This is a genomic window from Methylobacterium bullatum, assembly GCF_014845095.1.
In the GTDB taxonomy this organism is placed as follows: Bacteria; Pseudomonadota; Alphaproteobacteria; order Rhizobiales; family Beijerinckiaceae; genus Methylobacterium; species Methylobacterium bullatum.
This window is the reverse complement of sequence record NZ_NKUG01000070.1, coordinates 30,778-48,477: the sequence shown is the minus strand read 5'-3', so window position 1 is coordinate 48,477 and position 17,700 is coordinate 30,778. Positions and strand designations below refer to the sequence as shown.

The window sequence follows — 17,700 nt, the reverse complement described above, 5'->3', positions numbered from 1 at the left end:
GGGAAGCCGAGGTTCTTATAGCGCGGCGCGATGAGATCGGCGAACGGCGATTGATCCGGCGCCAGACCGCATTACAAACGCCCCGTGACATCCCTCCGCAGCCTGATCCTCGCCTGTTGTCTCCTCGCCGCCGCGCCGGCCTCGGCCGAGGTGGCGACGGAGACCGTGGAGCAGGCGCTCTGCCGCCTGATCGAGGATTCGGCCAGGGTGCGCGGCTTGCCCGTGCCGTTCCTGACACGGCTGATCTGGCGGGAAAGCAGTTTTCGCGTCACGGCCGTGAGTCCGGTGGGCGCGCAGGGTGTTGCGCAGTTCATGCCGGGAACGGCACGCGAGCGCGGGCTGACCGACCCGTTCGATCCCGAACAGGCGATCCCGCACGCCGCCCATCTCCTCGCCGATCTCAATCGCCAGTTCGGAAATCTCGGCCTCGCGGCCGCGGCCTATAACGGCGGCGCGGGCCGGGTCTCGGGCTGGCTCGCCGGAACGGGCGGCCTGCCCGCCGAGACGCGCGCCTATGTCATGGCGATCACCGGTGCACCGGCCGAGGATTGGCGCGGGGGCGCGGCCGTCAACGGTGCCGAGGGGGAGGCAGAAGCCCCCAAGAAGGAATCATCGAAGGCGGAAGCGCCGAAGACCTGCCTGCAGGTCACCGCCGCGTTGCGGATACCCTCACGCGGCGATCGCTTCGCCCTCGGCGGCAACGAGGGGCCGGCCGCCCCTTGGGGCATTCAGCTCGCCGGAAATTTCTCGAAATCCCTCGCCCTACAGAGCTTCTCCCGCACCCGGAAACTCTATGCCGGCGTGATCGGCGAGGTGCGGCCGATGATCATCGGGACGCGCCTGCGCAGTCGCGGCACGCGCGCCTTCTACCGGGTCCGCATCCCGGCCGAGAGCCGGGCGGCGGGCGATATCTTGTGCGGCCGCATCCGCAAGGTCGGCGGCGCCTGCATCGTGCTGCGCACCTGAATCCGAAAAACCCTTCTTCCCGTCATGAATCCGCCGTGCGGCACGTGTCATTCGGGTCTTCGTTTCCCCGTTTGAGAGATGCATGACCCGCGCCTTCGCCGCCTTCGCCACTCTCGCCTGCCTCGCACTGGCCGCCCTCGGGGTCACGGCCTGTTCGCCCCTCGCCCTCTTCGATGCCATCGGCCCGCGCGACCAAGGCGGCCGGCTCGCCCAGAAGAGCGCCGCCTTCGGCACCCATCCGCGGCAGCGCCTCGATGTCTTCACGCCCGTCGGCGGCGCGGCGGATGCGACGGTCTTGGTCTTCTTCTATGGCGGCTCGTGGAAATCGGGCGCAAAGGACGATTACGAATTCGTCGGTCAGGCCTTGGCGGCCCAGGGTTTCATCACCGTCATCCCCGATTACCGGGTCTACCCGGAAGTGCGGTTCCCCGACTTCCTCGATGACGGTGCCGCCGCAATCGCCTGGGTCCGCGACAACATCGCCGAATATGGCGGCGACCCGCGCCGCATCGTTCTCGCGGGCCATTCGGCCGGGGCCTACAATGCCCTGATGCTCGGGCTCGATCCGCGCTACCTGCGCAAGGTGGGGGTCGACCCGAAGGTGATCCGGGCCGTGGCCGGTCTATCCGGCCCCTATGACTTCCATCCTTTCGACCAGGACACCTCGCGGGACGTATTCGGACAGGCCCCCGATCCGGCGGCGACGCAGCCGATCACCTTCGCCGGACCTCATTCGCCCCCAGCCTTCCTCGCCAGCGGAGACAACGACACCATCGTGCGCCCGCAGAATACCCAGAGCCTCGCGGCGCGGCTGCGCGCGGTGCGCGTGCCGGTGCAGGAGCGGATCTATCCCGGTCTCGACCATGCCGACACGCTTCTAGCCCTCTCGGTCACCTTCCGTTCGAAGGCGCCGGAACTGTCGGAAATGACGACATTCCTCAAGCAATATGCCGGCACTCAACAGCACGTTCGCTCGGTCTCGCGGTGGGACCGTTAGGAGAGCGCCGGATGACAGGGGGACGAGCCATGCGCGACGACGACACGGACCGGCCGAAGCGCACGGTCTCCCATACGATGGGCGAGAGCCTCGACACCCTCTCCCTCGACGAGATCGCCGAGCGGATCGCCCTGCTGCGCGCCGAGATCGAGCGGCTGGAATCGGCCCGAACGGGCAAGAAGACTGCCCTGGACCGGGCATCCTCGATTTTCAAACTATAGGCGCGGAAGCTCCGGGCGGGGCCGCGCCCTCCCGCCTCATGGCATCCTCTTCCGCCCCCAGCCGGGCGATGTCATCGGCCACGACCGCCTCGAGTCCACGCGCGATCTTTAGCACCCGCGTCGGCTCGCCGACCCGCATCACCAGGACGATGGTCTCGCGATCGGCGCAGCCGGGCTCGCCACAGGCGATTTCGTTGACGGCAAGGACGTCATCCTCGCCGAGCCCGAGACCCAGGCGAAGCTCGCCTTTAAGCCTCGCCGCATCGGCAGAGCGTGCGGCCGAGCGAGCGCGGGCATCCTTCAAAGAAAGAAACGCCATCAGGCGGCGGCACGCTGCCAGGCGGGAAACGGATCGGGCAGGGCGCGGTACGGCGCCGGATCGAACCGCGTCACATCCTCGGAACCGACCAGGCAGGCATCGAGTGCGGCGGTGATCGCTTCCTCGTCGAGACCCGTCCCGATGAAGACGAGTTCCTGGCGGCGGTCGCCCCAGGGCTCGCTCCAGTTCCGGGACAGGTGACTGCGCCACTCCGCATCCTCCGGCCAGCGCGCCTTCGGCACGCAGGCCCACCATGCCCCCATCGGCGAAACCCGCGCGATGGAACCCGCGAGGGAGAATTCGCCGACCCAGTCCGGGCGCGTCGCCAGCCAGAAATGCCCCTTCGCGCGGATGAGGCCCGGCCATGTCGCTTTGGTGAAAGCGTCGAACGCCTCGGGGGCGAAGGGACGGCGGGCGCGGTAGACGAAGGAGCCGATTCCGTATTCCTCGGTTTCGGGCACATGTTCGGCGGCACCGTAGAGCTCCTTGAACCAGAGCGGGTGCTCCTGCGCCTTCTCTTCGCTGAACAGGCCGGTATCCAGAACCCGATCGAGCGCGACGCGGCCATGGGAAGCCTCGACGATGTGGGCATCGGCATTGAGCCCGCGTATCACCGAGCGGACCAGAGCGAGCTGATCCGCCCCGACATCACCCGCCTTGTTGACGACGACCACATCGGCGAACTCGATCTGTTCTACGAGAAGGTCGACGAGGGTCCTGGCATCTTCCTCTCCCGCGGTCTGGCCCCGGTCGCGCAGGAACGCCGTCGAACCGTAATCGCGCAGGAGACTCACCGCGTCGACCACGGTGACCATGGTGTCGAGGCGGGCGATATCGCTCAGCGCAGCCCCGTCTTCATCGCGGAAGGAGAAGGTGCTCGCCACCGGCAGCGGCTCGGCGATGCCCGTGCCTTCGATCAGGAGGTAATCGAACCGCCCTTCCTCCGCCAGCGTCCGGACTTCGGCCAGGAGGTCGTCCCGCAGGGTGCAGCAGATGCAGCCATTGGTCATCTCCACCAGGCGTTCGTCGGTGCGAGAGAGGTTGGCGCTGCCCTCGCGGATCAAGGCGGCGTCGATATTCACCTCACTCATGTCGTTGACGATCACGGCGACGCGTCGCCCCTCGCGGTTGTTGAGAATGTGGTTCAACAGCGTCGTCTTGCCGGCACCGAGAAAGCCGGAAAGGACGGTGACGGGGAGACGGTGATCGCACTGGCTCATCGGATATCCAAAATGCAATGTAATACCATTACATTTCGTAGGATCGTGCTTGTCAATCGCCGTTCGAAAATCTCTGTCCACGGGTAGACAGAGGAGGGTCGAAAAGCGCGCTCCGCGTGTTAGGGGAGGGCCATCCCGGCAGAGTCGCGGCAAAGGTGCAGCCGCTGGCCGGCGATCGCCCGAGGATGGAATCCAGTGCGACCCTGGCGAGAAGGACCGGGAGACCGGCGAAGCTACCATCACGGCAACCTCAAAGAGGCGCTGATCGAAGCGGCGCGCCGGTTCATCGCCGAACGTGGGGTGGGCGGTTTCACCCTGGTAGATGCGGCACGCCTCGTCGGCGTGACACCGGCCGCGCTCTATCGCCATTTCCGGGGTCGCGAAGCTCTGCTGGAGGAGGTGGCCGGCCGTGGCTTCACCGACCTCGCCGAGCGTCTGGCACGCTCACTCACCTCACGCGGAACACCACTGGAGCGCTTCACCCGAATGGGGGAGGCCTATCTCGCCTTCGCGGAGGAAGAGCCCGGCTATTATGCCGCCATCTTCGAGACGCGAGGCGCCCCGATGACGGCGGAGCAAGCAGCCTCCGACGTCCCGCCGAGGCCCAGCCCCTTCGACCTTCTGCTCGAAGCGCTGAAATCGACGTTTCCGGATGGCTTCGGCGGAGTCGAGCCTCGTTTCGTCGCCCTGGAAGTCTGGGCTCTCTCTCACGGGCTCGCCACGCTCTCGGCCTCCGGCCATCTGCCGAAAGGGCCGGGCATGCCGGACAAATACGAGATGCTACGTGCCGGCGTGCTGGCCCTCGTCCATGGCGCGGGACGCCCCCGACACTCGGCCTGACACTCTCTGAAAGCGACCCTTGAAACCACCACGTCGCGTTCGCAAGTAAATGTGGTTCACATTAACATCGGAGCTGTGAGCCGTGAGCTTTTCCTCGACCTCTCCCTGGGCCACCGGCAAAGCCTGCCGCAGCGGTCCGTTTCCCCGCCGCTCTTTCGAGATCGGCGCCGTCGTCGTCGCGTTCTTCTACTGGTGGCCGCTGGCGGCGGCCTACATCGCCTGGAAGGTGGCGGGTTACCCGGCATTGTCCGAACTGCGCGGCATGATCGGCCGTGGGTCCGATTGGCAGGCGGGCATGCGCAAATCGCGCTTTGCCCAGGCGTTCGAGGCCGCGGATCTGCGCGGCACCGGTAACCTCGCCTTCGACGATTACCGCCGCGCCGAACTCGACCGGCTCAACGCCCAGCGCAAGGCGCTGCAGGAGGAGAGCCGTGCCTTCGCCGAGTTCGTAGAGGAACTGAAGCGCGCCAAGGACCGCGAGCAGTTCGACGCCTTCATGGCCAAGCGCAATACGAGCGGCCCGACGCAGAACGTCTGATCGATCCCACATAGGAGTTACGGAGGGCTTCCGGCAGAGATGCCGGGAGCCCCTTTTTTGTTCGTCCAGTGGCCCGATCAATCCTGCAGTTTCTTCAGGTGATGCAGGGCAATGAAATGCAGGCAGAAGCCGAGGATCAGCGCCGTCACGCTCACCGCACCCGGCTCGGTCTGGAAGAACCGCAGCGAGACGCTCCACGCCTCGGCGCGGGACAGGCGGTGGTCATACCCCTCGTAGAGCCGCATCCCCGGCAGGAAGAAGCCGACCATCACCAGGGACGCCCCGAGCGTGTTGAGAAACGTCGCGCGATAGCGGACCCTGTCGTTCCGGGCGGACTTGCTCATGGGCGTGCTGTTTCGGATAAGTTTCATCGACGATCCGGACCACCCTGTTTGCCTCGCTCCGACGACCGGGACGCGCCCCCACCGCGTCATGGCCGCGCTTCTTTATCGGATTTTCATGCCCCGGGGGGCCATAAGGGCGGGAGTTCAAAAGAGCGTGGGGTCGGTCCGGTGCCGCTCGTGGCACGGTGGGCCGCTTCTCGGGGGAGTGAAGGCGATGGCGAATACGGACGTTACCGGCGCGGAGATCCGCGCGACGGTCACGGTGGTCGACCATCCCCTGGTCCAGCACAAGTTGACCCTGCTCCGACAGAAGGAGCGCTCGACCAAGGGCTTCCGCCAGATCCTCAACGAGATCGGGATGCTCCTCGCCTATGAGGTCACCCGCGACCTTCCCCTGGAGCGGGTGACCATCGAAACGCCGATCCAGGCGATGGAAGCGCCGCAGATCGCGGGCAAGAAGCTGGTTCTCGCCCCGATCCTGCGCGCGGGCGTCGGCTTTCTCGACGGCATGCTCTCGCTGGTGCCCTCCGCGCGCGTCGCCCATGTCGGGCTCTATCGCGACCCCGAGACGCTTGAGGCGGTGGAATACTATTTCAAGGCACCGTCCGACCTCGCCGACCGCACCGTCCTCGTCCTCGACCCTATGCTCGCCACGGCCAATTCGGCCATCGCCGCCATCGACCTCCTGAAGCAGCGCGGCGCGCGCGACCTGCGCTTCGTCTGCCTTCTCGCCGCGCCGGAAGGCGTCGCCAAGCTCCAGGCGAGGCATCCCGACGTGCCGGTCTGGACCGCCTCCATCGACAGCCACCTCAACGACCACGGCTATATCGTGCCCGGCCTCGGGGATGCCGGCGACCGGATGTACGGCACCCGTTGAGACAGTCCTCGCTTACCAACTGCGCCCTTGCCAACCCGCCCTCCGGCCGCACATGACGGGTCAAGCCAACCGGAGATGTGATGCGATGACGTCAAGCCCAGACCTGCCCGAGACCATGCGCCAGATCCGGTTCGCGGGAGCAGGTGGGCCGGACGTCCTGACGCTCGAGACGGTGCCGCTGCCCCAGCCCGGTCCCGGCCAAGTGCTCATCGAAGTGGTCGCGGCCGGCGTGAACCGGCCCGACATCCAGCAACGCGAAGGCAAATATCCGCCGCCGAAGGGCGCCACCGAAATCCCGGGCCTCGAAGTCGCCGGCCGGATCGCGGCCCTCGGCGAGGGGGCTGAGGGCTTCGCCATCGGCGACGAGGTCTGCGCCCTCACCATCAGCGGCGGATATGCCGAATTCGCCGTGGCCGAGACCGGACAATGCCTGCCGCGCCCGGCTCCGCTCTCGCTGATCGAGGCCGCCGGACTGCCGGAGACCTATTTCACCGTCTACAGCAACGTTATCGAGCGCGGACGCCTGAAGCCGGGCGAAAGCTTCCTCGTCCATGGCGGATCGAGCGGCATCGGTTCTACGGCGATCCAGATGGCGAAGCTGCACGGCGCGCGGGTCTTCGCCACCGCCGGCTCGACCGAGAAATGCACGTTCTGCAAGGAGCTCGGCGCCGACGAGGCGATCAATTACCGCGAGACGGATTTTGCCGAGGAGATCAAGCGCCTCACCGAGGGCAAGGGCGTCGACGTCATCCTCGACATGGTGGGCGCGCCCTACCTCGCCCGCAACCTCGCCTCCCTGGCGATCGAGGGACGCCTCGTGCAGATCGCCTTCATGCAAGGCTACAAGGTCGAGAGTTTCAGCATGACGCCGATCATGATGAAGCGGCTCACATTCACCGGTGCGACCCTGCGGGCGCGTCCCAAAGCGGAGAAGGCGGCCATCGCCGAGGGCCTGCGTCGGGACATCTGGCCACTCCTCGCCGACGGCCGGATGAAGCCGATCATCCACGCCACCTTCCCTTTGGAGAAGGCGTCCGAGGCCCATGCGCTCATGGAGTCGAGCGCGCATCTCGGCAAGATCATGCTGACGACCGGGCGCTGAAGCAGGACTTCACCTCGATAGCGGTGCGGCTTTTCCGTCAGATGCCACCGCCAGGGCCGATCGCGTCGGAACAGGGAGCTCGGCCGTCGCGTTCAACTCACCAGATGGGACATCAATGTCTCAGGTTGAACATGACGGCCGCACTCGGCCGAGCTCCGAAAGATTTTCCATGGCAGAACGACTCGACGGTCAGAACGCACGTCAAGGCAAGAAGGGCAAGCCGGTCCTCTACGTCCTGATCGGCAGCCTCGTCCTCCTCGCCATCGCGATCACCGGTCTGATGACCTGGCAGGGTGCGAATTCCCCGAAGGACTACGCGTCGCAGAGCCAGGACGCTTCCCGCGCTCAAGTCACCGGTTCCGTGAATGGGGCCGGAAACGGAGCGTCGTCCGCGAACACCGGCAACGTTCCCGCTGGCAACCCGGCCTACCCGGCGCCGGCCCAGCCGTCGGCTAACGGTGGCCAGAAATAAGCCAGACGTCATGTCGGTTCTAACGACCGGCAACGACGACAGCGCGCTACGGCATTGCAGCGGACTTAACCGCTTCGAAGCCGTAGCGTTTTTTTTGAGAAGCGTCGTTGATCTGGAGAGATCCATCGCAAGATGTCTTCGCCCGATGAGCCACGACCCTCACTCGGGGCCTGAGCTTTCACGGACTGCCGTCTCTCAGCGGGTCGGAACCGGGACTTCGCCGCGATAATCGTAGAAGCCGCGCTTCGTCTTCCGGCCGAGCCAGCCGGCTTCGACATATTTCACCAGAAGCGGGCAGGGGCGGTACTTCGAATCCGCCAGCCCTTCGTAGAGCACCTGCATCACCGAGAGGCAGGTATCGAGACCGATGAAATCGGCCAGCTGCAGCGGGCCCATCGGATGGTTGGCGCCGAGCTTCATCGCGGTGTCGATGGCCTCCACGGAGCCGACGCCCTCGTAGAGCGTATAGATCGCCTCGTTGATCATCGGCAGCAGGATGCGGTTGACGATGAAGGCCGGGAAATCCTCCGACATGGTGGAGGTCTTGCCGAGCTTGGCGATGAAGGCCTTGGCGGAGACGTAAGTCGGGTCCGCCGTGGCGATGCCCCGGATCAGCTCCACGAGCTGCATGACCGGAACCGGATTCATGAAATGGATGCCGATGAACCGCTCCGGCCGGTCGGTCGCGGCTGCGAGGCGCGTGATCGAGATCGACGACGTGTTGGTCGCCACGATGGCATCAGGGTTCAGCGACGGGCACAGGGCGGTGAAGATCTGGCGCTTGGTCGCCTCGTCTTCCGTCGCCGCCTCGATGACGAGATCGCAGGGGGCGAGGTCGTCGTAGCTTTCGGCGGCGAGGATACGCGCGACGCCACTGCGCCTCTGCTCATCGGTGATCGTGCCTTTGGAGACCTGACGTGCCAGATTGCCGTCGATCGTCGCGAGCCCGCTATGGATGCGGGCGGTGTCACGGTCGTTCAGCCGCACGTCCAACCCGGCCATGGCGCAGACATGGGCGATGCCGCTTCCCATCTGGCCGGCGCCGATGATTCCGACGGTCTTGATCTCGATGGCCATCGCTTGAACTCGCACCCCTGAGGCGCGGCCGGTTCGGCCGCAGAACGCCCGCCTAGCGATCGAGGCGTTGGCACCGCAATTGAAATGCGGCGCACAAAATTCCTAGATCATTTTCTCGCTGAGGTGCAGCCCGGGCAAGCGCTTAAATGGGAAAAGAACTCCGCCGCGGATGCCCGCGGCGAAGTCCTGTCGTGGTTCAGGGACCCGGGATCAGCCCTTGGCTTTGGCGATCTCGGCCTGAAGCTCGGGGACGATCTGGAACAGGTCGCCGACCAGGCCGTAATCCGCCACCTGGAAGATCGGCGCGTCCTCGTCCTTGTTGATGGCGACGATGACCTTCGAATCCTTCATTCCGGCCAGATGCTGGATCGCGCCGGAGATGCCCACTGCCACGTAGAGGTCCGGTGCCACGACCTTGCCGGTCTGGCCGACCTGCCAGTCGTTCGGGGCGTAGCCGGCATCGACAGCGGCGCGCGAGGCGCCCACCGCCGCGCCGAGGGCATCGGCCAGTGGCTCGATGAGCTCCTTGAACTTGTCCGAGGAGCCGAGCGAGCGGCCGCCCGAGACGATGATCTTGGCAGCGGCCAGTTCGGGCCGGTCGGACTGGGCGATCTCCTCGCCCTTGAAGGTCGACTTGGAGGAAGCCGGCGCGCTCGCCGAGACCGGCTCCACCGGGGCCGTCGATCCCCCGGCGGCAGCGGCCTTGAACGCCGCCATGCGGACCGTGATGACCTTCTTGCCCTCGGCGGCCTGGACGGTCTGGATCGCGTTGCCGGCATAGATCGGCCGGTCGAACGTGTCGGGCGAGATCACGCTCATGATGTCCGAGATTTGCGCCACGTCGAGGAGGGCGGCCACGCGCGGCAGCACGTTCTTGCCTGTGGTGGAGGCGGCGGCGATGATCACGTCGTAATCGCCCGCGAGCGAGACGATCAGCGCGGCCGTCGGCTCGGCCAGGGCGTGGTCGTAGGCGGCGTCTTCGGCCAGCAGCACCTTGTCGACACCGTCGAGAGCGCCGGCGGCGTCCGCTGCGGGACGGCTTCCGGCACCGGCCACCAGGGCGTGGATCGGTCCGCCGATTTCCTTGGCGGCGGAGAGTGCCTTCAGGCTGGCGTCGCGCACGGCGCCGTTATCGTGCTCGATGAGGAGGAGAATGGCCATGCTATGCGTCGAACCTCATTGCGGTGCGGCCTGGCATCCGTCGCGGCGTCGCGCCGGTCTGCGGCCGAAGGGAGGGATTGTGGGCCGGCACCGGCCATCCTGCGACGGCCGATGCGCGAGCGGGGCGTAAAGCTCAGATGACCGAGGCTTCGCCCTTCAGCTTCTGGACGAGTTCGGCCGCGGAGCCGACCTTGATGCCCGCCTTGCGTCCGGCCGGCTCGACGGTCTTCAGCACCTTGACACGCGGCGTCACATCGACGCCGAGGGCATCGGGGCTGAGCTCCTCGAGAGGCTTCTTCTTCGCCTTCATGATGTTGGGCAGCGACGCGTAACGCGGCTCGTTCAGACGCAGATCCGTAGTCACGATCGCCGGCAGGGCGAGGGTGACGGTCTGCAGGCCGCCATCGACCTCACGGGTGACGTCGATCAAACCCTCGCCGAATTCGAGCTTGAAGGCGAAGGTGCCCTGTGGCCAGTCGAGCAGGGCGGCCAGCATCTGTCCGGTCTGGTTGGAATCGTCGTCGATGGCCTGCTTGCCGAGGATGACGAGGCCGGGGGCCTCCTTCTCGACGATTGCCTTCAGGATCTTGGCCACCGCCAGCGGCTCCACGAGCCCGTCGGTCTTCACCAGGATCGCCCGGTCGGCACCCATGGCCAGAGCCGTGCGCAACGTCTCCTGCGCCTGTTGCGGTCCAATGGACACGGCGACGATCTCGGTCGCCTTGCCCTTTTCCTTGAGACGGATCGCCTCTTCGACGGCGATCTCGTCGAAGGGGTTCATCGACATCTTGACGTTGGCGAGTTCGACACCCGAACCATCGGCCTTGACGCGGATCTTGACGTTGTAGTCGACGACCCGCTTGACGGGCACCAGAACCTTCATGGCGGTCACAATCCTCCAATGATTTTCTTGGCAAGGGCCGGCGCAGCGCGCGAGGGGCCTTCGACGTGGTCGAAGGTCCGGGCACCCTCTTGGAATGAAGCGGCGGACCGTAACGGGGGGATTTCAGACTTGTCAACGCGTGCGACAGTCTAGCCCCGCGTCGAACACATGCGAATCGTAATCCACGTTCGCTTGTATGCGGTCTACCAGATATCCCGCTTCAGCGGTTCTTGCCCGGAACCCAGAGCACGTCGTCGGCTCCATTGGCATTTGCCGTGCGGCTCGCCACGAAGAGGAAGTCCGACAGGCGGTTCAGGTATTGCAGCGCCTCCGGCGAGACGCGCTCGCCTTCCACGGCAGCGAGGGCCACCGTCAGGCGCTCGGCCCGGCGGCAGATCGTGCGGGCGAGATGGAGCGCGGCGGAGGCTGCCGAACCGCCGGGGAGCACGAAGGATTTCAGCGGCGACAGCTCGGCGTTGAGCAGGTCGATATCCGCCTCGATGCGCTTCACCTGGCTCGCGACGATACGCAGGGGCTCGTAAGCCGGCGGCTCGTCGCTTTCCGGGGTGGCGAGATCGGCACCGAGATCGAACAGGTCGTTCTGGATGCGGCCGAGCATGGCGTCGAGGACGATATCGGCATGGAGCCGGACGAGGCCGATGCAGGCATTGGTCTCGTCGACCGTCCCGTAGGCCTCGACCCGCAGATCCGCCTTGGAGCGACGTTCGCCATTGGCGAGCGCCGTGGAGCCCTTGTCGCCGGTTCGCGTGTAGATGCGGTTCAGGGTGACCAAGGGTTATCCGATCTCAGATCCAGGCGTCGGGCTTAGAACGTGTAACCGATCTTGCCGCCGAAATTCGTCAGGCCGCGATTCTCGTGGCACAGGCCGGCATTCGACATGTGCTCGACGGTGGCCATGATGCTCCAATGCTCGGTCAGACGATAGCCGAGCGCCGCGGCTTCGCGGAACAGCGGATTACAACCGAGGGAGTTGAAGCCGGCCGGTGCGTTGGCTTTCAGGCCGGTATAGCCGTTATGCGCGCCCGCGCCGAAGAATCCTTCGAGGAAGACCCGGTTGTTCAGGGTCTGCGGGAAGAGGTCCACCGTCCAGGTCAGGCCGATATAGGCGTAGCTGGTGCGGCCATCGAAGTTGTAGCTGCCACCCACGGTCGGGCGCGCCACGAAGGCCTGCCAGAACGGGTCGAGGCTCACGATTGGCTTGTAGAACAGGATCTCGCCGTTGATGGCGTTGGTGTTCTTCTCGGCGCTGCCGGGATCCTGGACGGCCCCGCCGATACGCACCTCGGAGACGATGCTCAGCGGCTGGACAGGCGTGACGTAGGCCGCGGCGGGAGGCGGCGATCCGAGATCGGCGGCCTGGGCGGAACACACGACAGGCAGGGCGAGAATGCCGGCGACCAGGCGAGAGCAGATGGCTTGCATCGATGACGGATCCAAAGTGAACGGAACCTTCCTACCACGCGGAAATACGCTGGCGGCAGTCCGACGGCTCAGTAATCCCGCCTCGTCATCGTGTTAGATCGCGTGTGAGGCCCGTCCGCCACACTCACCGAGATGTGATCGTGGCTCAGGCGGAGCGCCACCACACCACGCCCATGATGAAGACGATCGCCACAAACTGCAGCAATACGCGCAGACGCATGAGGCGTTGGGACGTGTTGGCGCTGCCGCCGCGCATCATGTTGACGAGGCCGAGCAACAGCACGACGGCCACGGCGAGACAGGCGACGAGGACGAGGGAGTTGGAGGACATGACGGCTCGGGCTCGGAACGCGGGGACGAAGCCCATATGGCTCCGATGCTACCCTAGCCCATAGGGCAGGGCATCGCACCCGATGAACGGATGCGCTCCTCAGTTTCGCCGGAGCAGTCGCTCGAAATAGTCGAGCTCTTCTCTCGGCCGGCTCGGATCGCCGAGCTTGCGGCGCAACTCCTCCATGATCCGGCGCGTGCGCTGGACCGCGGATTCGTCGGCGGTCGGAACCTTGCCACGTCCGTCGGAGAGGTCGCGGCCCTTCGTGGGACGGCCGAGCGGATCGTCGTCGCGATTGCCGGCCTGCCCCTGCTGACTGGGGTTCTCGCCGCCCTCCTGCTCGCCCTCGCCTTCACCCTCGCCCTGGGCCATCTCCTCCATCTGCTTCTGCATCCCGTCGGCCCCGCGCTTGAGGCCATCGAGGGCGCGGCCCTGAGCGTCGACGGCATCGCCTTCCTTGCCCTCGCCGAGGGCGCCTTCGGCGTCGCGCATCGCCTCCTCGGCGTCGGCGAGGCCTTCCTCGCCCTGCATCCCGAGCTCCTTCATCCGCTTCTGCAGATCCTCGAGCCGCTGGCGCAGGGCCTGCTGGCGTTCGCCGGCGCCGCCCTGGCCCTGCTCGCCTTTCTGGCCCTTCTGACCCTTTTGGCCTTGCTGCCCTTGCTCTCCGCCCTGCTGGCCCTGATCGCCATTCTGCTGCTGCCCCTGCTGGCCGCGCTGGGGCTTCTGGCCCTGCTTCTGCCCGGGCTGCTGGCCGCGCTTGTTCTGGCCGTCCTTGAAAGTCTCGTCGCGGAGCGCCTGCTGCTCGCGGGACATCTTGTCGAGTTCCTCGGCCTGCTTGCTCATCTCACGGCCATTCGGGTCGGATTTAGCTCCCGGCTCGGCTGTCTGAAGATTTTCGAGGATGCTGCGAAGCTCTTCGAGCAGGCGTTGCGCCTCGGCGGTGTCGCCGCGCTTCATCGCCTCTTCCATGTCCTTCAGCATCTTGTTCAGATCGTCCGGAGTGACGGTCTTGGCGTTCTGCTGCGACTTGCCCTTCTCGCCCTGCTGCTGAGGCTGCTTCTGCTGGCGCTCGGCCATCTGCTTCATGAACTTGTCGAGGGCCTGTTTCAGGTCCTCCGTCAGCTTCTTGATCTCCTCGTCCGGCGCGTTGCGCTCGATGGCGTCCTTCAGCTTGTCCTGTGCGGCGCGCAGGCTCTTCTCCGCGTCGGACAGATCGCCGTCCTCGATCTTGAGCGCCATCTCCCACAACAGGTCGGCGACCTCGACGAGGGCTTCGTCGGTCCGCGCAGCTTTGAGCCGGCGGGATGCGGTGCGCAGCCCGAGGAAGATCGACGGCTGCGGTGTGAACTGGTCCGGCGCGATCATCAGCGCGTCGAGGGCGGTCTGCACCCGGCGCCGACTTTCGTCGGGAGCGGTGACGAGGCGTCGGCGCTCTTCTGCCAAGGCGCGCGCCAGAGGCTCGCGGAACGGCCGCGCCGGCAACGTGATCTCCGCCGTCTCGGTCCGCCCCTCCTGGCCGGCCTCGTCCTTGACCACGAGGGTGAGGCGGACACGCGCGCCGGACCATGGGTTGTCGGTCAGATCCACCAGCGTCTTCGTGTCGGTGTCCCCGCTCACATCGGAAGGCAGGGCGAGTGGCATCTTCGGCACCGGAACCAGGGAGCGCGCGCCGGCCAGGGGCTCGATGATCCCGTCGGCCGAGCCAATGCCGTAATCGTCCTTGGCTCGGTAGGTCAGGTTGAAGGTACCGCGTGCATTCACCTCCAGGCCGCCGATACGCCTGACTTCCGGGGCGAGATCGGGGATGGTCTCGACGATGAGATGCTGCGTGGGCGCCGAGCCCGCGGCGATGACGAGATCGGCGGTGCCACCGACGAGCTGGAAGCGGTCCTCACGGAGGTCCGGACGCGCTTCCTTGCCAGGCATTGGCTTGAAACCGGCATTCGGGGTCAGCACGACATCGCCCTGGCCGGCGATCCGGACGATCAGCGTCGCGTTCACCGGTGCGCGCAGGCGCTGCTCGGTGCCGTTCATGGTGACGACGAGGGGCGGAAGCCGGGTGTAGAGCGGCGGATCGATCCAGGCATCCACCCGAAAGCTCGGTGCAGGGCCGGCGGCCTCGTGCCAGTCGAAGGCGCTGCCGATGCGCTGGCGCCATTCCGGGCCGGCGACGAACAGGCTGGCGACCGCCGCCACGACGAGCCCCGCACGCAGGGCGAAGGGGTCTCGGCGCGGCATACCCGGACGCGGTAGGCCGACGTTCAATCGTGCCACCGCCTCGGCCGCACGGCGCTGGTGCAGGGCCCAGAGAGCCTGTGTCGCCGGATCTGTCGTCCCGACGGCGAGCGTATCCTCGATGGCGGAAGCGGGATTGTGGGACAGGCTGGAATTGCCCGCAGCGGCATCGCGGTCGAGCCGCGCGAGGGCATCCCGGCGGCTCGGGCGGGAAAGCCGGATCAAGGGAACCAGCGCGGCGAGGAGTGCGACGGCGAAAGCGGAAAGCCCCGAGATCCGCCAGATCGGTGGCAGATCGAGCCAGAGCCCCAGCCATGAGACCGCCAGGAAGGCGAGGATCACGGCGAGCCCCCGCCAGAGCAGGGGCCATGCCCGCTCCCACAGCCCGGCGGCCTGCGATCGCGACACGAGCCGATCGAGCCGGCTTCGCGCGGCCGGCGGCTTCGGGGTCGTCATCTGGCTCGCACCGGAGGTCGTCGCGTCGGCCTCGTCCATTCTGCTGGGCTCCCGAGGCGGTGAGTGCTCGCCGCATCCCGCGCTGTCAGCCTAGCATGGTGGCGGCGCACGGCGATCGGGTCAAATCGGCCCACCCGCATCGCGGGCGCGCGGCTATTCCGACCGCAGCCAGTCGGGCACGCGGTCGAGGCCGATGAGGTCGTCGTAGGTCTGGCGCGGCCGGACGATGGCCGCACGGTCGCCGCTCACCAGAACCTCGGCCACGAGGCGGCGCGTATTGTAGGTTCCGGCCTGGACAGCCCCGTAGGCGCCCGCCGTCATCACGGCGACGAGGTCGCCCGGTGCGACATCGGGAATGTCGCGGCCCAGCGCGATGTAATCGCCGCTCTCGCAGACCGGTCCGACCACATCGGCGACGAGGCGTGGGGCGTCGGCACCGGGCTCGATGACCGGACGGAGGGCGTGGTAGGCCTCGTAGAGCGTCGGGCGGATGAGGTCGTTCATCGCCGCGTCGACGATGACGAAGGTCCGGCCCTCCGTGCGCTTCACGTAGAGGACGCGGGTGACCAGGATGCCGGCATTGCCGGCGATCATGCGGCCGATCTCGAAGACAGGGCGCAGGCCGAGGGACCGATAGTGAGGGCGCAGGATCTCCGCCAGGGCGGCGGGCTCCGGGGGAGGGGCGTTGTCCTCGCGATAGGGAATGCCGAGGCCACCGCCGAAGTCGATGTGATGCAGGGGGTGACCCTGCGCCATCAGGCTGCGCGCCAGTTCCGCCAACAGCCCGGCCGCATGGGCGAAGGGCGCGAGATCGGTGATCTGACTGCCGATATGCATGTCGACGCCGGACACCGCGATCCCCGGCAGCGACGCCGCGCGGGCATAGACATCGGCCGCGCGCCCGATGGGGATGCCGAACTTGTTCTCGGATTTTCCGGTGGAGATCTTGGCGTGGGTTCCGGCATCCACGTCCGGGTTGACCCGGACGGAGACCGGAGCGGTCGCGCCAAGAGAAGAGGCCACCTCGGACAGGGTTTCGAGCTCGGGCTCGCTCTCCACGTTGAAGCAGTAGATGCCGGCATGCAGCGCCGCCGCCATCTCCTCGCGGGTCTTGCCCACGCCGGAGAACACGATCCGCTGCGGATCGACGCCGGCGGCAAGGGCGCGGCGCAACTCGCCCTCGGAGACGATGTCCATCCCCGCGCCGAGACGCGCCAGCGTGGTGAGCACCGCCTGGTTCGAATTCGCCTTCATCGCGTAGCAGACGAGGGCGTCGTCCCCGGCGAAGGCCTCGGCGAAGACGCGGTAATGCCGCTCGAGCGTCGCGGTGGAGTAGCAGTAGAACGGGGTACCGACCTCCGCGGCCAGGCCGGTCAGATCGACATCCTCGGCCGCCAGCAGGCCGTCGCGATAATGGAAATGGTGCATCGACGGGCCTTGGGACGCGGATCCTGAAACGCGGATTTGAAAAGGAGAGCGCGGCGGTCGGCCCGCCGGCGATCCTCTACAGCAGCGGATCGAGGATGAAGGGCTGTTTGGGAATGGTGTAGCCGCGCTTGACGCCCTTCGATGTCTGCACGGGCGCTTCCTTGATCGCCTGAGGCGTGCCGGAAATCGCCGAGGGGTCGAGATCGTCGCCGTCGGCCACGGCGGTGGAATCCGCCACCGGGGACGATCCGAGCCCGACTCCGGAGGATTGCACCGGTGCCCGCGTATCGGGGGCCTGCAGGGCACCGCGTCGGCCGCAGCCGGAGCCGGCCAGGGACACGCAGCCCAGAACGAGGAGCAACGTCAGTCGGGAACGAAACAACATCAACGTGGGTCCGGAGCCTCGGGCGTCGGCATCATAGCCGTTGCGTCCCGCTGATGCGAGCGCAACGGCCACGCTTTGTGCTGCCTGAGGCACCGGGGCCTCAATGAAGGGGATCAGCCCTTCTTGCCGCCCGTCTTCTCGTAGGCGTCGATAGCGCGGCGGCAATTCTCGGACAGCTTGGTCCAGTTGGTCTGGAAGCACTTGTCCACCGCCGGATCGTCGGGAGAGAGGTTGCCGCAATAGGTGAGGTAATCGCCGGTGCAATACTTCTTGAGCGTCTCGTTGCCCCGCTTCGTCTGGGGAGCGGCTTGGGCGAAGGCCGCCGCCGACGAGAACACGGACACTGTCACGAGTGCGAGGGCAAGCGAAGTCATCTTGGAAGTCATAGGGAACGCGATCCGTCTC

General features: G+C 66.6%; 21 protein-coding genes. 8 read left to right on the top strand and 13 right to left on the bottom strand.

Features of this window, described 5'->3' with window-relative positions; all coding sequences use genetic code 11:
- Positions 1–84: 84 nt before the first annotated feature.
- The 3 genes from MBTS_RS10430 to MBTS_RS10420 all read left to right on the top strand — a co-directional run bounded on the left by MBTS_RS10430 (position 85) and on the right by MBTS_RS10420 (position 2,184).
- Positions 85–966 carry a lytic transglycosylase domain-containing protein gene (locus tag MBTS_RS10430; RefSeq protein ID WP_156629525.1) on the top strand — a complete coding sequence of 294 codons (882 nt, stop codon included), beginning with the start codon at positions 85–87 and terminating at the stop codon, positions 964–966.
- A gap of 82 nt (positions 967–1,048) precedes the next feature.
- On the top strand, positions 1,049–1,963 hold the full coding sequence (locus MBTS_RS10425) for an alpha/beta hydrolase (protein ID WP_192215570.1): 915 nt from the start codon (positions 1,049–1,051) through the stop codon (positions 1,961–1,963).
- A gap of 11 nt (positions 1,964–1,974) precedes the next feature.
- On the top strand, positions 1,975–2,184 hold the full coding sequence (locus MBTS_RS10420; RefSeq protein WP_373321268.1) for a DUF1192 domain-containing protein: 210 nt from the start codon (positions 1,975–1,977) through the stop codon (positions 2,182–2,184).
- Here the strand turns inward: MBTS_RS10420 and MBTS_RS10415 are convergent.
- Together MBTS_RS10415 and zigA are read right to left on the bottom strand one after the other, a co-directional pair.
- Entirely contained in the window at positions 2,174–2,503 is a 330-nt protein-coding gene (locus tag MBTS_RS10415; RefSeq protein WP_056144273.1) for a hypothetical protein, read from the bottom strand. The two genes, MBTS_RS10420 and MBTS_RS10415, sit on opposite strands and share 11 nt — an antisense overlap.
- The gene (gene zigA, locus MBTS_RS10410) at positions 2,503–3,723 is read right to left on the bottom strand and encodes a zinc metallochaperone GTPase ZigA (RefSeq protein WP_192215569.1); all 1,221 of its coding nucleotides are present in this window, start codon (positions 3,721–3,723) and stop codon (positions 2,503–2,505) included. The genes MBTS_RS10415 and zigA overlap by 1 nt, the downstream gene beginning before the upstream one ends.
- 195 nt (positions 3,724–3,918) lie before the next feature.
- Here zigA and MBTS_RS10405 point away from each other — a divergent pair, with 195 nt between their 5' ends.
- Both MBTS_RS10405 and MBTS_RS10400 read left to right on the top strand, forming a co-directional pair.
- Positions 3,919–4,563, top strand: a complete 645-nt coding sequence (locus MBTS_RS10405) for a TetR/AcrR family transcriptional regulator (RefSeq protein ID WP_192215568.1) — start codon at positions 3,919–3,921, stop codon at positions 4,561–4,563.
- Positions 4,564–4,645: 82 nt separating this feature from the next.
- Positions 4,646–5,101, top strand: a complete 456-nt coding sequence (locus tag MBTS_RS10400; protein WP_056144279.1) for a DUF2852 domain-containing protein — start codon at positions 4,646–4,648, stop codon at positions 5,099–5,101.
- Between the two features lie 77 nt (positions 5,102–5,178).
- On the opposite strand, the gene MBTS_RS10395 is transcribed toward MBTS_RS10400, so the two are convergent.
- The gene (locus MBTS_RS10395) at positions 5,179–5,445 is read right to left on the bottom strand and encodes a hypothetical protein (RefSeq protein ID WP_018042657.1); all 267 of its coding nucleotides are present in this window, start codon (positions 5,443–5,445) and stop codon (positions 5,179–5,181) included.
- Positions 5,446–5,659: 214 nt separating this feature from the next.
- Between MBTS_RS10395 and upp the strand changes: the two genes are divergently transcribed.
- From upp to MBTS_RS10380, 3 genes are all read left to right on the top strand, one after another.
- Positions 5,660–6,322: a uracil phosphoribosyltransferase gene (upp, locus tag MBTS_RS10390; RefSeq protein ID WP_018042658.1), complete on the top strand. Its 663-nt coding sequence runs from the start codon at positions 5,660–5,662 to the stop codon at positions 6,320–6,322.
- Positions 6,323–6,407: 85 nt separating this feature from the next.
- The gene (locus MBTS_RS10385; RefSeq protein WP_147828995.1) at positions 6,408–7,424 is read left to right on the top strand and encodes an NAD(P)H-quinone oxidoreductase; all 1,017 of its coding nucleotides are present in this window, start codon (positions 6,408–6,410) and stop codon (positions 7,422–7,424) included.
- 169 nt (positions 7,425–7,593) lie between these two features.
- Positions 7,594–7,896 (top strand): flagellar basal body-associated FliL family protein, encoded by a 303-nt coding sequence (locus tag MBTS_RS10380; RefSeq protein ID WP_056144286.1) that lies wholly within the window; start codon positions 7,594–7,596, stop codon positions 7,894–7,896.
- A gap of 195 nt (positions 7,897–8,091) precedes the next feature.
- Here the strand turns inward: MBTS_RS10380 and MBTS_RS10375 are convergent, their stop codons facing one another.
- From MBTS_RS10375 to MBTS_RS10330, 10 genes are all read right to left on the bottom strand, one after another.
- Complete coding sequence (locus MBTS_RS10375) at positions 8,092–8,973, bottom strand: 3-hydroxybutyryl-CoA dehydrogenase (RefSeq protein ID WP_018042661.1); 882 nt, start codon at positions 8,971–8,973, stop codon at positions 8,092–8,094.
- Positions 8,974–9,183: 210 nt separating this feature from the next.
- Positions 9,184–10,134 carry an electron transfer flavoprotein subunit alpha/FixB family protein gene (locus tag MBTS_RS10370; RefSeq protein WP_147828993.1) on the bottom strand — a complete coding sequence of 317 codons (951 nt, stop codon included), beginning with the start codon at positions 10,132–10,134 and terminating at the stop codon, positions 9,184–9,186.
- Positions 10,135–10,267: 133 nt separating this feature from the next.
- Positions 10,268–11,017 (bottom strand): electron transfer flavoprotein subunit beta/FixA family protein, encoded by a 750-nt coding sequence (locus MBTS_RS10365; RefSeq protein WP_147828991.1) that lies wholly within the window; start codon positions 11,015–11,017, stop codon positions 10,268–10,270.
- A gap of 220 nt (positions 11,018–11,237) precedes the next feature.
- Positions 11,238–11,810, bottom strand: a complete 573-nt coding sequence (locus tag MBTS_RS10360; RefSeq protein ID WP_018042664.1) for a cob(I)yrinic acid a,c-diamide adenosyltransferase — start codon at positions 11,808–11,810, stop codon at positions 11,238–11,240.
- A 32-nt stretch (positions 11,811–11,842) separates the two neighbouring features.
- Positions 11,843–12,460 (bottom strand): acyloxyacyl hydrolase, encoded by a 618-nt coding sequence (locus tag MBTS_RS10355; RefSeq protein ID WP_018042665.1) that lies wholly within the window; start codon positions 12,458–12,460, stop codon positions 11,843–11,845.
- Positions 12,461–12,605: 145 nt separating this feature from the next.
- Complete coding sequence (locus MBTS_RS10350; protein ID WP_018042666.1) at positions 12,606–12,791, bottom strand: twin transmembrane helix small protein; 186 nt, start codon at positions 12,789–12,791, stop codon at positions 12,606–12,608.
- 99 nt (positions 12,792–12,890) lie between these two features.
- On the bottom strand, positions 12,891–15,521 hold the full coding sequence (locus tag MBTS_RS10345) for a TIGR02302 family protein (RefSeq protein ID WP_187273286.1): 2,631 nt from the start codon (positions 15,519–15,521) through the stop codon (positions 12,891–12,893).
- Between the two features lie 114 nt (positions 15,522–15,635).
- Positions 15,636–16,910, bottom strand: a complete 1,275-nt coding sequence (gene lysA / locus MBTS_RS10340; protein WP_056144296.1) for a diaminopimelate decarboxylase — start codon at positions 16,908–16,910, stop codon at positions 15,636–15,638.
- A 76-nt stretch (positions 16,911–16,986) separates the two neighbouring features.
- Positions 16,987–17,295, bottom strand: coding sequence for a hypothetical protein (locus tag MBTS_RS10335; RefSeq protein WP_018042669.1), 309 nt, complete (start codon positions 17,293–17,295; stop codon positions 16,987–16,989).
- Positions 17,296–17,408: 113 nt separating this feature from the next.
- Complete coding sequence (locus tag MBTS_RS10330; protein WP_018042670.1) at positions 17,409–17,681, bottom strand: hypothetical protein; 273 nt, start codon at positions 17,679–17,681, stop codon at positions 17,409–17,411.
- Positions 17,682–17,700: the final 19 nt, after the last annotated feature.

Coding starts and splice junctions, on each gene's coding strand:
- MBTS_RS10425 (WP_192215570.1), top strand. CDS start 1,049: ATGACCCGCGCCTTCGCCGCCTTCGCCACTCTCGCCTGCCTCGCACTG.
- MBTS_RS10420 (WP_373321268.1), top strand. CDS start 1,975: ATGACAGGGGGACGAGCCATGCGCGACGACGACACGGACCGGCCGAAG.
- MBTS_RS10415 (WP_056144273.1), bottom strand. CDS start 2,503: ATGGCGTTTCTTTCTTTGAAGGATGCCCGCGCTCGCTCGGCCGCACGC.
- zigA (WP_192215569.1), bottom strand. CDS start 3,723: ATGAGCCAGTGCGATCACCGTCTCCCCGTCACCGTCCTTTCCGGCTTT.
- MBTS_RS10395 (WP_018042657.1), bottom strand. CDS start 5,445: ATGAGCAAGTCCGCCCGGAACGACAGGGTCCGCTATCGCGCGACGTTT.
- upp (WP_018042658.1), top strand. CDS start 5,660: ATGGCGAATACGGACGTTACCGGCGCGGAGATCCGCGCGACGGTCACG.
- MBTS_RS10385 (WP_147828995.1), top strand. CDS start 6,408: ATGACGTCAAGCCCAGACCTGCCCGAGACCATGCGCCAGATCCGGTTC.
- MBTS_RS10380 (WP_056144286.1), top strand. CDS start 7,594: ATGGCAGAACGACTCGACGGTCAGAACGCACGTCAAGGCAAGAAGGGC.
- MBTS_RS10375 (WP_018042661.1), bottom strand. CDS start 8,973: ATGGCCATCGAGATCAAGACCGTCGGAATCATCGGCGCCGGCCAGATG.
- MBTS_RS10370 (WP_147828993.1), bottom strand. CDS start 10,134: ATGGCCATTCTCCTCCTCATCGAGCACGATAACGGCGCCGTGCGCGAC.
- MBTS_RS10365 (WP_147828991.1), bottom strand. CDS start 11,017: ATGAAGGTTCTGGTGCCCGTCAAGCGGGTCGTCGACTACAACGTCAAG.
- MBTS_RS10355 (WP_018042665.1), bottom strand. CDS start 12,460: ATGCAAGCCATCTGCTCTCGCCTGGTCGCCGGCATTCTCGCCCTGCCT.
- MBTS_RS10350 (WP_018042666.1), bottom strand. CDS start 12,791: ATGTCCTCCAACTCCCTCGTCCTCGTCGCCTGTCTCGCCGTGGCCGTC.
- MBTS_RS10345 (WP_187273286.1), bottom strand. CDS start 15,521: ATGGACGAGGCCGACGCGACGACCTCCGGTGCGAGCCAGATGACGACC.
- lysA (WP_056144296.1), bottom strand. CDS start 16,910: ATGCACCATTTCCATTATCGCGACGGCCTGCTGGCGGCCGAGGATGTC.
- MBTS_RS10335 (WP_018042669.1), bottom strand. CDS start 17,295: ATGTTGTTTCGTTCCCGACTGACGTTGCTCCTCGTTCTGGGCTGCGTG.
- MBTS_RS10330 (WP_018042670.1), bottom strand. CDS start 17,681: ATGACTTCCAAGATGACTTCGCTTGCCCTCGCACTCGTGACAGTGTCC.